General features: G+C 62.3%; 10 protein-coding genes. 9 read left to right on the top strand and 1 reads right to left on the bottom strand.

What is annotated here, in order from left to right; all coding sequences use genetic code 11:
* Window positions 1-3 precede the first annotated feature (3 nt).
* The 4 genes from ACN8M7_RS01240 (at window position 4) to lpxC (ending at window position 4,393) form a co-directional block, all read left to right on the top strand.
* The gene (locus ACN8M7_RS01240; RefSeq protein WP_061240622.1) at window positions 4-870 is read left to right on the top strand and encodes a cell division protein FtsQ/DivIB; all 867 of its coding nucleotides are present in this window, start codon (window positions 4-6) and stop codon (window positions 868-870) included.
* A gap of 16 nt (window positions 871-886) precedes the next feature.
* Entirely contained in the window at window positions 887-2,134 is a 1,248-nt protein-coding gene (gene ftsA / locus ACN8M7_RS01235; protein ID WP_017361319.1) for a cell division protein FtsA, read from the top strand.
* Window positions 2,135-2,176: 42 nt separating this feature from the next.
* Window positions 2,177-3,370 carry a cell division protein FtsZ gene (ftsZ, locus tag ACN8M7_RS01230; RefSeq protein WP_061240623.1) on the top strand — a complete coding sequence of 398 codons (1,194 nt, stop codon included), beginning with the start codon at window positions 2,177-2,179 and terminating at the stop codon, window positions 3,368-3,370.
* Between the two features lie 111 nt (window positions 3,371-3,481).
* Entirely contained in the window at window positions 3,482-4,393 is a 912-nt protein-coding gene (gene lpxC, locus ACN8M7_RS01225; RefSeq protein WP_061240624.1) for a UDP-3-O-acyl-N-acetylglucosamine deacetylase, read from the top strand.
* A 154-nt stretch (window positions 4,394-4,547) separates the two neighbouring features.
* On the opposite strand, the gene ACN8M7_RS01220 is transcribed toward lpxC, so the two are convergent.
* Entirely contained in the window at window positions 4,548-5,003 is a 456-nt protein-coding gene (locus tag ACN8M7_RS01220) for a DUF721 domain-containing protein (RefSeq protein ID WP_490259507.1), read from the bottom strand.
* 78 nt (window positions 5,004-5,081) lie between these two features.
* Here ACN8M7_RS01220 and ACN8M7_RS01215 point away from each other — a divergent pair, with 78 nt between their 5' ends.
* From ACN8M7_RS01215 to ACN8M7_RS01195, 5 genes are all read left to right on the top strand, one after another.
* On the top strand, window positions 5,082-6,002 hold the full coding sequence (locus ACN8M7_RS01215) for a M23 family metallopeptidase (RefSeq protein ID WP_061240626.1): 921 nt from the start codon (window positions 5,082-5,084) through the stop codon (window positions 6,000-6,002).
* Between the two features lie 241 nt (window positions 6,003-6,243).
* Entirely contained in the window at window positions 6,244-8,979 is a 2,736-nt protein-coding gene (secA, locus tag ACN8M7_RS01210) for a preprotein translocase subunit SecA (protein WP_490259506.1), read from the top strand.
* A gap of 159 nt (window positions 8,980-9,138) precedes the next feature.
* On the top strand, window positions 9,139-10,356 hold the full coding sequence (gene argJ, locus ACN8M7_RS01205) for a bifunctional glutamate N-acetyltransferase/amino-acid acetyltransferase ArgJ (protein WP_490259505.1): 1,218 nt from the start codon (window positions 9,139-9,141) through the stop codon (window positions 10,354-10,356).
* A gap of 171 nt (window positions 10,357-10,527) precedes the next feature.
* On the top strand, window positions 10,528-11,160 hold the full coding sequence (locus ACN8M7_RS01200; protein WP_061240629.1) for a glutathione S-transferase family protein: 633 nt from the start codon (window positions 10,528-10,530) through the stop codon (window positions 11,158-11,160).
* A complete protein-coding gene (locus tag ACN8M7_RS01195; RefSeq protein WP_490259504.1) occupies window positions 11,157-12,107 on the top strand; it encodes a Nudix family hydrolase in 951 nt (316 codons plus the stop codon). The genes ACN8M7_RS01200 and ACN8M7_RS01195 overlap by 4 nt, the downstream gene beginning before the upstream one ends.
* Window positions 12,108-12,112: the final 5 nt, after the last annotated feature.

Genomic DNA, 12,112 nt, shown 5'->3' with positions numbered 1-12,112 from the left:
GCGATGAGCATCGCGCTTCGTCATCAGGACTCGCTGAGGGCTCCGCAACGCGGCAAGCCCGCGCCGCGTGGCGCCAGCCGTCTGGTGGCCAAGGAGCCGATGCGCCTGCGCCTGCCCAAGGCGGATTTCTCTTGGGTCGGTCGCTTGCTCTGGCCGCTGCTGCTGGTCGGTCTGGGCTTTGCCGCCTACGAAGGCGCGCAGCGTCTGTTGCCTTACGCCGATCGCCCGATTGCGCGCATCAGCGTGCAGGGGGATCTGGCTTACGTCAGTCAGCAGGCGGTGCAGCGGCGGATCGCCCCATTTATCGAGGCGAGTTTCTTCAGCGTCGATCTGCGCGGCATGCGCGAAGAGCTGGAGCGCATGCCCTGGATCGCTCACGCCGAAGTGCGTCGCGTCTGGCCGGACCAGATCGACGTGAGCCTGGAAGAACAGCTGCCCATCGCCCGTTGGGGTGACGAGGCTCTGCTCAACAACCAGGGTCAGGCCTTTGCGCCGCAGGAGGTCGACAACTACCAGCATCTGCCGCAGCTGTCCGGTCCCAAGCGTGCGCAGCCCAAGGTGATGCAGCAATACCAGATGCTCAGCCAGTTGCTGCGGCCGATGGGTTTTACCGTGGTCGGCTTGGAGTTGCGTGAGCGCGGCAGCTGGTTCCTCTCGGCGACCGAGAATGCCAGCGGCCAGCGCATCGACATCCTGCTGGGGCGTGATCACGTGGTGGAAAAAATGCGTCGCTTCGCCGCGATCTACGAGCGGGAACTGAAAGAACAGAGCGCGAATATCGCGCGCATCGACCTGCGTTATGCCAACGGCCTGGCCGTGGGCTGGCGTGAGCCGGTGGAGCCGGCTGCGGCCGAGCAGAAAGTGAATTGAGAAGAGGCAGGATGAAATGAGTAGCGCGCAGAGCGGCAAGATGATCGTTGGCCTGGACATCGGCACCTCCAAGGTGGTGGCGCTGGTGGGCGAGGTGACGGCCGACGGCCAGCTGGAAATCGTCGGCATCGGCACCCATCCGTCGCGCGGGCTGAAGAAGGGCGTGGTGGTCAATATCGAGTCGACCGTGGCGTCGATTCAGCGCGCCGTGGAAGAGGCGCAGCTGATGGCCGGTTGCCGTATCCACTCGGCGTTCGTCGGCGTGGCCGGCAATCACATCCGCAGCCTGAACAGCCATGGCATCGTCGCCATTCGTGACCGCGAAGTGAGCCCGGCCGATATCGAGCGCGTGCTCGATGCCGCGCAGGCTGTGGCCATTCCGGCGGATCAACGGGTGCTGCACACCCTGGCGCAGGATTACGTGATCGACAACCAGGAAGGTGTACGCGAGCCGCTGGGCATGTCTGGCGTGCGCCTGGAGGCCAAGGTGCACGTGGTCACCTGCGCGGTGAACGCCGCGCAGAACATCGAAAAATGCGTTCGCCGCTGCGGTCTGGAAGTCGACGACATCATCCTCGAGCAGCTTGCATCCGCGTACTCGGTGCTGACCGAAGACGAGAAGGAATTGGGCGTGTGCCTGGTGGACATCGGCGGTGGCACCACCGATATCGCCATCTTCACCGAGGGTGCGATTCGTCACACCGCGGTGATCCCGATTGCCGGTGACCAGGTTACCAACGACATCGCCATGGCCCTGCGCACGCCGACCCAGTACGCCGAGGAAATCAAGATCCGCTACGCCTGTGCCCTGGCCAAGCTGGCCGGTGCCGGCGAAACCATCAAGGTACCGAGCGTCGGTGATCGCCCGCCGCGCGACCTGTCGCGCCAGTCGCTGGCCGAAGTGGTCGAGCCGCGTTACGACGAGTTGTTCACTCTGGTGCAGGCCGAACTGCGCCGCAGTGGCTACGAAGACCTGATTCCTGCCGGCATCGTCATGACCGGCGGTACGGCGAAGATGGAAGGTGCGGTCGAGCTGGCCGAGGAAATCTTCCATATGCCGGTACGTCTCGGCGTGCCGCATAGCGTCAAGGGCATGGCTGACGTCGTGCGCAACCCGATTTATTCCACCGGTGTGGGCTTGCTGTTGTACGGGCTGCAGAAGCAGAACGACGGCATTTCCATGTCGGTGGGCAGTCCTTACCAGGACGAGAGCAAAACCCCGGTACTCGAACGCATCAAGCGTTGGGTGCAAGGCAATTTCTAAATTTGCAGTAGGCGTTACAACTAGAAAGGAAGGAGAGGGATCATGTTCGAACTAGTAGATAACATTCCGCAAAGCGCGGTCATCAAAGTAATCGGTGTCGGTGGTGGCGGCGGCAACGCAGTCAATCACATGGCGGTCAGCAACATTGAAGGCGTCGAGTTCATCTGCGCCAACACCGATGCGCAGGCGCTGAAGAACATCGGCGCACGTACCGTGCTGCAGCTCGGCCCAGGCGTGACCAAGGGCCTGGGCGCTGGCGCCAATCCGGAAGTCGGTCGTCAGGCCGCGCTGGAAGATCGCGAGCGCATCGCTGAAGTGCTGGCCGGCACTGACATGGTGTTCATCACCACCGGCATGGGCGGTGGTACCGGTACCGGTGCCGCACCGGTCATCGCCGAAGTGGCCAAGGAGCTGGGCATCCTGACCGTGGCCGTGGTCACTCGCCCGTTCCCGTTCGAAGGCAAGAAGCGCATGGTCATCGCCGATGAGGGTATCCGCGCGCTGTCCGAGAGTGTCGACTCGCTGATCACCATTCCCAACGAAAAACTGCTGACCATCCTCGGCAAGGACGCCAGCCTGCTGTCCGCCTTCGCCAAGGCTGACGACGTGCTGGCCGGTGCCGTGCGCGGTATCTCCGACATCATCAAGCGTCCGGGCATGATCAACGTCGACTTCGCCGACGTGAAAACCGTGATGAGCGAAATGGGTATGGCGATGATGGGCACTGGCTGCGCCAGCGGTCCGAACCGTGCACGTGAAGCCACCGAGGCGGCCATCCGCAACCCGCTGCTCGAAGACGTCAACCTGCAGGGCGCCCGTGGCATCCTGGTGAACATCACTGCCGGTCCTGACCTGTCCCTGGGTGAGTACTCCGACGTGGGTAACATCATCGAGCAGTTCGCCTCCGAGCACGCGACCGTCAAGGTCGGCACCGTGATCGACGCCGACATGCGCGACGAGCTGCACGTGACTGTCGTCGCCACCGGTCTCGGCGCGCGCATGGAGAAACCGGTCAAGGTGGTCGACAACACCGTTCAGGTCGCCGTCAGCCAGCCAGTTGCCCAGCAGCCTGCCGCGCAGCCGCGCAGCGAGCAGTCGGTCAACTACAAGGACTACGAGCGTCCGACCGTACAGCGTCAGAGCCACAGCGGCGCGGCCACTGCAGCCAAGCTCAATACCCAGGACGATCTCGATTACCTGGATATTCCGGCTTTCCTGCGTCGCCAGGCCGATTGATGGAATGTATCAGGAGTATATGGGTGATTGGTGTTCAGCAAAGGTCGGTTCTGCTATCATTCCCGACCATTGTTGAAAACAGTTCGCAACTAGCGATATAGCGGCCAAGCCATGATCAGACAACGCACCCTGAAGAACATCATCCGTGCCACCGGCGTTGGCCTGCATTCGGGGGAAAAGGTTTACCTGACCCTGAAGCCGGCTCCGGTGGACACTGGTATCGTGTTTCGTCGTACCGATCTCGACCCTGTCGTGGAAATCCGCGCCTCGGCCGGGAATGTCGGTGAAACCACCATGTCGACTACGTTGATCAATGGTGATGTCAAGGTGGACACGGTAGAGCATCTGCTTTCGGCCATGGCAGGCCTGGGCATCGATAACGCCTACGTCGAGCTCTCCGCGTCCGAAGTGCCGATCATGGATGGCAGTGCCGGTCCCTTCGTATTCCTGATTCAATCCGCTGGCCTGCAGGAGCAGGACGCGCCGAAGAAGTTCATCCGCATCCTGCGTGAGGTGACCGTGGAGGAGGGCGACAAGCGCGCCACCTTCGTGCCTTTCGACGGTTTCAAGGTGAGCTTCGAAATCGACTTCGATCACCCCGTATTCCGCAATCGCACGCAGAGCGCCAGTGTGGATTTCTCCAGCACGTCTTTCGTCAAGGAAGTCAGCCGGGCCCGCACCTTCGGCTTCATGCGTGACATCGAGTTCCTGCGTTCGCAGAACCTGGCGCTCGGTGGCAGTGTGGAAAACGCCATCGTGGTCGACGAATATCGTGTGCTCAATGAAGACGGCCTGCGTTACGAGGACGAATTCGTCAAACACAAGATTCTCGATGCCATCGGCGACCTGTACCTGCTGGGTAACAGCCTGATCGGCGAGTTCAAGGGCTTCAAGTCGGGTCACGCACTGAACAATCGTTTGCTGCGTACGCTGATCGAGCAGACCGATGCCTGGGAAATGGTGACCTTCGAGGACGCCACGCTCGCGCCGATCTCTTACATGCGCCCGGTTGCGGCGGTGTAAGCGAACTCTCTTTCCAGCTTCAATTGAGGCCACCTTCGGGTGGCCTTTTTTATGGCGTGTCGCCCAGTTGCGGGGTGAGTATCTGGAAGATTTCTGACGCCATTTGTCTGGCGAGTGCGAAAAAATGAAGTTTGCCGACGAACGGAGCGAGGGCTTACTCGTCCTTCTGCGTATGACTGGCCAAACGCTTCAGTGCCGCGCGTAGCCTGGGGTCGCTGATGCCTTCGGCCGTCGCCTGGATGCTTTGAGCGGCGCTATTGGACAAGTGCAGGGTGCGACCGGTTCCGCGATTCTGGCCGGCTTGAGGTTGCACCTTGAACAGGATTTTCGTTAAGGTCGCGAATTCTTCGAGTGCCTGCAGTTGGCGTTGCAGTCTTCTTTGCTGATAACGCAGGCGTGTTGCCCAGTGGCCATCGGTCACGATCAATAGCAGACAGCCTTCACGCCAGGACGCTACATGACAGTGTTCTCGGGCGGCAGGTTGTAGCTGGCTTTCTACAAGACGCTGCAGGTGGGTAAGGCGTTGCGCCTGACCGAACAGCGCTTTCAGGGGCTTTGCTTCGCGTAACAGCTTAGCGGGTGCCTGGGCCGGCAAGGGACGAAACGTCATGGCAGGAAGCCTTAAGTTGCAGAGCCGTCATGGTAGCAGAGCGTGCTGCCGGCCTGTGTTCTGCGAAAAGGGGAAGCCATGCATATCATCTTGCTCAATAGTCGTCACGGTTCGGCGCGAACGATCCATCTGGACCTGCGTTGGCTGCTGCTGTCGGCGGCCCTGCTGCTGGTTCTGAGTCTCGGCGCCGGCGCCGCGCTGGGCGCCAAGTGGCTGACCACCGAACCTGTGCTCGACACCTCGCTGGTGAAGGCGCTGGACCAGCAGCGCGAACAGGTCGGTGTGGTACGCCAGGACGCTCAGCGTCAGCTCGACGCCTTCGCCGTGCACGTCGCGGAGTTGCAGGCGCGTCTGACCCGGCTCGATGCCCTGGGTGAGCGTCTCACCGAACTGGCGGAGCTGGATGCGGGCGAATTCGATTTTTCCCTCGGGGTCGGCCAGGGCGGTGCGGAAGACGCGCTGGGTGCTTCGGCCTATGCGCCGCCACCTTTCATGAGTGCGCTTGACGATCTGGCGCTGCGAGTGGACAGCCGCGAGCAGCAGTTGGAAGTGCTGGAGCAGTTGCTTGGCGAGCGTCGCCTGAGCGAGGCTGAAACACTTTCCGGTCGTCCGGTTTTGCAGGGCTATGTGTCGTCACCTTTCGGCCGTCGGGTACACCCGCTGACCGGTCGCGTCAGCGTCCACAAGGGCATCGATTTTGCCTCCAAGCCCGGTAGCGATGTGGTGTCGGTGGCCGCCGGTGTGGTCACGTTTTCTGGCAAGAAGAATGGCTATGGCAACGTGGTGGAAATCAGCCATGCCGACGGTTACGTCACCCTCTACGCCCACAACCAGAGCAACATCGTGCAGATCGGTGATCTGGTGCAGCGCGGCCAGACCATCGCCAAGGTCGGTCGCAGTGGTCGCTCCACCGGTTATCACGTGCATTTCGAAGTCAGCAAGGATGGCCGTCAGGTCAATCCAGCGTTGTACATCGCGCGTGCCAACGGCGTCGAGTAAGCATGCCGCTTTCGTGCTGCCCTTGAATTGCCAGCATGCGACCCTCATATAACGTTTCACGCCGCGCTCCTGATTTGCCGGGGATGCGTGGCCTGCGCCATCACGCGGCAGCAATGGGCTGACAACGTCACTTTCCTCCTCGGTTTTTCCGAGTAGAATGCCCCCTTCGCCCGCAGCCATGCTGGCTGCCAGGTCGCGATTTGCGCCGACCTCCATCCATTCGCCGGAAGATCCTGTCGATATGTTTGCGCCTCTGTTTAAAAAACTTTTCGGAAGCAAGAATGAGCGTGAAGTCAAACGCATGCTCAAGGCGGTGCAGTCCGTCAACGTCCTCGAAGAGCAGATGATCGCCCTCTCGGACGAGCAACTGCGTGGCAAGACCGAAGAGTTCAAGGGCCGTCTGGCCAAGGGCGAAACGCTCGACAAGCTACTTCCCGAAGCCTTTGCCGTGGCCCGTGAGGCCGGCAAGCGGGTGATGGGCATGCGCCATTTCGATGTGCAGCTGATCGGTGGCATGACCCTGCACGAAGGCAAGATTGCCGAGATGCGTACCGGTGAGGGCAAGACGCTGGTCGGTACCCTGGCGGTCTACCTCAATGCACTGTCCGGCAAGGGCGTACACGTGGTCACGGTCAACGAATACCTGGCCCGCCGTGATGCCAACTGGATGCGTCCGCTGTATGAGTTCCTCGGTCTGTCCGTCGGCATCGTCACGCCCTTCCAGCCGCCGGAAGAAAAGCGCGCGGCCTACGCTGCCGACATCACCTACGGTACCAACAACGAATTCGGGTTCGACTACCTGCGCGACAACATGGCCTTCAGCCTGGAAGACAAGTTCCAGCGCGAGCTGAATTTTGCCGTGATCGACGAAGTCGACTCCATCCTCATCGACGAAGCGCGTACCCCGCTGATCATTTCCGGTCAGGCCGAAGACAGCTCCAAGCTGTACATCGAGATCAACAAGCTGATCCCGCGCCTCAAGCAGCACATCGAGGAAGAGGAAGGCGTGGTGACTCAGGAAGGTCACTACAAGGTCGACGAGAAAACCCGTCAGGTCGAACTCAACGAGGCTGGCCACCAGTACGTCGAAGAGATGCTCACTGCTGTCGGCCTGCTGGCCGAAGGTGAAAGCCTCTACTCCGCACACAACCTCGGTCTGCTGACGCATGTGTACGCCGGTCTGCGCGCGCACAAGCTGTTCCATCGCAATGTCGAGTACATCGTGCAGAACGGCCAGGTGATCCTGATCGACGAGCACACCGGGCGCACCATGCCGGGTCGCCGCCTCTCCGAGGGTCTGCATCAGGCCATCGAGGCCAAGGAAGGGGTGAACATCCAGGCCGAGAGCCAGACGCTGGCCTCGACCACCTTCCAGAACTATTTCCGTCTCTACAACAAGCTGTCCGGCATGACCGGTACCGCTGATACCGAGGCCTTCGAATTCCGTCAGATCTATGGTCTGGACGTCATGGTCATCCCGACCAACAAGCCGGTTGCGCGCAAGGACTTCAACGACCTGGTCTACCTGACCCAGGAAGAGAAGTACCAGGCGATCATCGCCGACATCAAGGATTGCCAGGCTCAGGGCCGACCGATCCTGGTGGGTACCGCGACTATCGAAACGTCCGAGTACGTCAGCCAGTTGCTGGACAAGGAAGGCATCGAGCACAAGGTGCTCAACGCCAAGTTCCATGACAAGGAAGCCGAGATCATCGCCCAGGCCGGTCGTCCGGGTGCGCTGACCATCGCCACCAACATGGCCGGTCGTGGTACCGACATCCTGCTGGGCGGTAACTGGGAAGTGGAAGTCGCGGCGCTGGAAAACCCCACCGATGAACAGATCGCGCAGATCAAGACCGAGTGGCAGAAGCGTCACCAGCAGGTGATCGAAGCCGGCGGCCTGCACGTGATTGCCTCCGAGCGCCACGAATCGCGTCGTATCGACAACCAGCTGCGTGGTCGTTCCGGTCGTCAGGGCGACCCGGGTTCCAGCCGTTTCTACCTGTCGCTGGAAGACAACCTGATGCGCATCTTCGCCTCCGATCGGGTGAAGAACTTCATGAAGGCGCTCGGCATGCAATCCGGCGAGGCCATCGAGCACCGCATGGTCACCAACGCCATCGAGAAGGCCCAGCGCAAGGTCGAGGGCCGCAACTTCGACATGCGTAAGCAACTGCTCGAATTCGACGACGTGGCCAACGAGCAGCGCAAGGTGATCTACCACATGCGCAACAGCCTGCTGGCTTCGGAGAACGTCGGCGACACCATCGCCGAGTTCCGCGAAGAGGTGCTGACCGCCGCCATCAACAGCCATATTCCGCCGCAGTCGATGCCGGAACAGTGGGATGTGTCGGGTCTGGAGTCCGCTCTGCAGACTGATTTCGGCATCAATCTGCCGGTCCAGCAATGGCTGGACGAAGACGACAAGCTGTACGAGGAAACCCTGCGCGAGCGCATCCTCGCCGAGCTGCTGGCGGCGTACAACGAGAAGGAAACCCAGGCCAGCGCCGAGGCTCTGCGTACCTTCGAGAAGCAGATTCTGCTGCGCGTGCTGGACGACCTGTGGAAAGACCACCTGTCGACCATGGATCACCTGCGTCACGGTATTCACCTGCGCGGCTATGCGCAGAAGAACCCGAAGCAGGAGTACAAGCGCGAGTCCTTCGCCCTGTTCCAGGAACTGCTGGAGTCGATCAAGCGCGACACCATCCGCGTACTCGGTCATGTGCAGGTTCGCCGCGAAGACCCGGTCGAAGAAGAAGCCCGTCTGCGCCGCGAAGCCGAGGCCTTGGCCGAGCGCATGGAGTTCCAGCACGCTGACGCGTCGGCCTTGGCTGCTGAAGAGGGCAAGGCCGAAGAGGGCGACGTCGCTGTTGCCGCTGCGCCGGTGCGTGCCGAGCAGAAGGTCGGACGTAACGAGCCGTGCCCTTGTGGCTCGGGCAAGAAGTACAAGCACTGCCACGGTCAGATCGGCTGATAGCAGGCGGCGTCCGGCACGGGCGCTTGCAGTAAGGAGGGCTTCGGCTATTCTGTTGCCGCCCTCGATGACGCCGCGACGGCTTTGCCGCTCGCGGCGTTTTACCATCTCATTTCGGTCGCCCGAGGCGATCACCGCATACTTCAAGGAGCGCATCTCATGGCTGTTGGTCTTGGCCCGCTGTCTACCCTGCACCCGGTTCCCGGTTTCGAGCTGGGCATCGCCTCGGCCGGCATCAAGCGCCCGGGGCGCAAGGATGTGGTAGTGATGCGCTGTGCCGAAGGTTCGCGCATCGCCGGTGTGACCACCACCAATGCCTTCTGCGCGGCTCCTGTGCTGATCACCCGCGAGCGCCTGGGCGGCGAAGTGCGCTATCTGCTGACCAACACCGGCAATGCCAACGCCGGCACCGGTGCCGACGGCCTGGCGCGTGCGCGTCGTGCCTGTGCGCGTCTGGCCGAGCTGACCGGCGTAACCGAGGGCGCCGTGCTGCCGTTTTCCACTGGTGTGATCGGCGAGCCGCTGCCGGTGGAGAAGATCGAGTCCGCGCTGCAGGCTGCGCTGGATGATCTGAAGGAAGACAACTGGGTCACCGCCGCCACCGGCATCATGACCACCGACACTCTGCCCAAGGGCGCCAGCCGTCAGTTCCAGCACGACGGCGTGACCATCACCGTCACCGGTATCTCCAAGGGGGCCGGCATGATCCGGCCGAACATGGCCACCATGCTCGGCTACATCGCCACCGACGCCACGGTCGCTCAGGGTGTGCTGCAGGATCTGGTGCGTGATGCGGCGAACAAGTCGTTCAACCGCATCACCATCGACGGCGACACCTCCACCAACGACTGCTGCATGCTGATTGCCACCGGCCAGGCCGCGCTGGCGGAAATCACCGAGGCCTCCGGTGAGCTGTTCGCCAAGCTCAAGCAGGCGGTGTTCGAGGTGTTCATGGAAGTGGCTCAGGCCATCGTCCGTGACGGCGAAGGCGCCACCAAGTTCGTCACCGTGCAGGTCAACGGTGGTGGCAGCCATCAGGAGTGCCTGGACGTGGCTTACGCCGTGGCCCATTCGCCGCTGATCAAGACCGCGCTGTTCGCTTCCGATCCCAACTGGGGGCGAATCCTTGCCGCCGTGGGCTACGCCGGCGTGGCGCAGCTGGACGTGAGCAAGATCGACGTGTTCCTCGGTGAGGTGTGCATCGCCAGCAAGGGTTGCCGCGCGACCAGCTACACCGAAGAGCAGGGGGCCGCGGTGATGGCTCGTGAGGAAATCACCATCCGCATCGAGCTGGGTCGCGGTACCTGCAGCGAGACCATCTGGACCACCGACCTGTCCCACGAGTACGTCAAGATCAACGCTGAATATCGCACCTGATCAGGGGCTGTTGCCGTTTCAGCGTGAGCCGCATTGCCACGCGAAACGCAAACAACCCCTGGTTCTGCTGGTCCCTATTCCCGCGCCTCATGGCCCCATGACGCGCGGGAATTTGCTATTCGCGGGTCGGCCTTTTAACGTCGAGCAACTTCATCCCCGAGGACGCGCGAGATGGCTCTGAAACTGGTGATTGGCGACAAGAACTATTCCTCCTGGTCGTTGCGTGCCGCGTTGGCCGTCGAGCTGGCGGGTGTGGAATATGACGAGGTGCTGGTGCGTCTGTATCAGCCGGACAGCCGGGCGCAGTTGCTGCGCCACTCGCCCACCGGCAAGGTGCCGGTGCTGCTTGCCGAGCACGGGCCGGTGTGGGACTCGCTGGCGATTGCCGAGTATCTCGCCGAGTGCCACCCCGAGGCGCAGCTGTGGCCGCAGCAACGTCAGGCGCGAGCGCTGGCGCGTAGTGTCTGCGCGGAAATGCACAGCGGCTTCAGCGCCCTGCGCAGCCATCTGCCAATGGATCTGGCGCGCGACCAGGCGCTGAGCGAGTTACCCGATGCGGCGCAGGCCGATATCGATCGGATCTGCGCGATCTGGGCCGACTGCCGCGAGCGCTTCGGCAGTACCGGTAACTACCTGTTCGGCCGGCCCTGCATTGCCGATGCCTTCTTCGCACCGGTTGCTGCGCGCCTGCGCAGTTATCATGTGGCGTTGCCGACGGTGGCAGCAGCCTATGTCGAAACCATCTATCGTTGGCCGGCATTCCAACGCTGGTATCAGGCAGCATTGCAGGAGGTAAAGAGGTGAAGCGCGTTCATGTCGCAGCAGCGGTGATTCGGGGTGTGGATGGACGCATCCTGATCGCCAGGCGCTCGCAGGACAAACATCAGGGCGGTCTGTGGGAGTTTCCCGGCGGCAAGGTGGAAGACGGCGAAGCGGTGCGCGTTGCGCTCGACCGTGAGTTGCAGGAAGAGCTTGGCATCGAGCCGCAGGCTGCGCGTGCGCTGATCCAGATTCGCCACGACTACCCGGACAAGCAGGTCCTGCTGGATGTCTGGGAGGTCTCGGCTTTCAGCGGCGAGCCCCATGGCGCAGAAGGCCAGCCACTGGCCTGGGTCAGCGAGCGGCAGCTGCTGGACTATGAATTTCCCGCCGCCAACAAACCCATAGTCGCCGCCGCGCGCCTGCCTGATCGTTACCTGATCACTCCAGATGGCCTCGAACCGAGTGAGCTGCTTGCCGGCATCCGTAGCGCCCTGGCGCAGGGCGTGCGGCTGATCCAGTTGCGTGCACCGAACATGTTCGACCCGCAGTACCGTGATCTGGCTATCGATGTACAGGGTTTGTGCGCCGGCAAGGCGCAGCTGATGCTCAAGGGGCCTTTGGAGTGGCTGGGCGATTTTCCCGCGGCCGGCTGGCACCTGACGGCTGAGCAGTTGCGCAAGTACGCTGCGGGCGGCCGCCCGTTCCCTGATGATCGCTGGTTGGCCGCGTCCTGCCACAGCACTGAAGAACTGGCGCTGGCAACGCAGATGGGCGTGGACTTCGTCACCCTGTCGCCCGTGCAGGCGACCGCAACGCACCCCGAGGCGCAGCCGCTGGGCTGGGAGGCAGCGAGCGAGATGCTAGCGGGCTTCAACCTGCCGGCTTATCTGCTGGGCGGCGTCGGCCCGGCCGATATCCAGCGCGCCTGGCAGGTTGGCGCCCAGGGCGTAGCGGGCATCCGCGCGTTCTGGCCAGACGCCGCCCTGTAGTCGCG

The organism is Pseudomonas spartinae, from assembly GCF_965197125.1.
Taxonomy (GTDB): Bacteria; Pseudomonadota; Gammaproteobacteria; order Pseudomonadales; family Pseudomonadaceae; genus Aquipseudomonas; species Aquipseudomonas composti_A.
The sequence above is the reverse complement of the archived record's forward strand: the minus strand, read 5'-3'. Positions and strand labels throughout refer to the sequence as shown.

Bases quoted from the DNA above. Each gene is read 5' to 3' on its own strand.
- ACN8M7_RS01200 (WP_061240629.1), top strand. From the start codon at position 10,528: ATGGCTCTGAAACTGGTGATTGGCGACAAGAACTATTCCTCCTGGTCG.
- ACN8M7_RS01240 (WP_061240622.1), top strand. From the start codon at position 4: ATGAGCATCGCGCTTCGTCATCAGGACTCGCTGAGGGCTCCGCAACGC.
- ACN8M7_RS01220 (WP_490259507.1), bottom strand. From the start codon at position 5,003: ATGACGTTTCGTCCCTTGCCGGCCCAGGCACCCGCTAAGCTGTTACGC.
- ftsZ (WP_061240623.1), top strand. From the start codon at position 2,177: ATGTTCGAACTAGTAGATAACATTCCGCAAAGCGCGGTCATCAAAGTA.
- secA (WP_490259506.1), top strand. From the start codon at position 6,244: ATGTTTGCGCCTCTGTTTAAAAAACTTTTCGGAAGCAAGAATGAGCGT.
- ftsA (WP_017361319.1), top strand. From the start codon at position 887: ATGAGTAGCGCGCAGAGCGGCAAGATGATCGTTGGCCTGGACATCGGC.
- ACN8M7_RS01215 (WP_061240626.1), top strand. From the start codon at position 5,082: ATGCATATCATCTTGCTCAATAGTCGTCACGGTTCGGCGCGAACGATC.
- argJ (WP_490259505.1), top strand. From the start codon at position 9,139: ATGGCTGTTGGTCTTGGCCCGCTGTCTACCCTGCACCCGGTTCCCGGT.
- lpxC (WP_061240624.1), top strand. From the start codon at position 3,482: ATGATCAGACAACGCACCCTGAAGAACATCATCCGTGCCACCGGCGTT.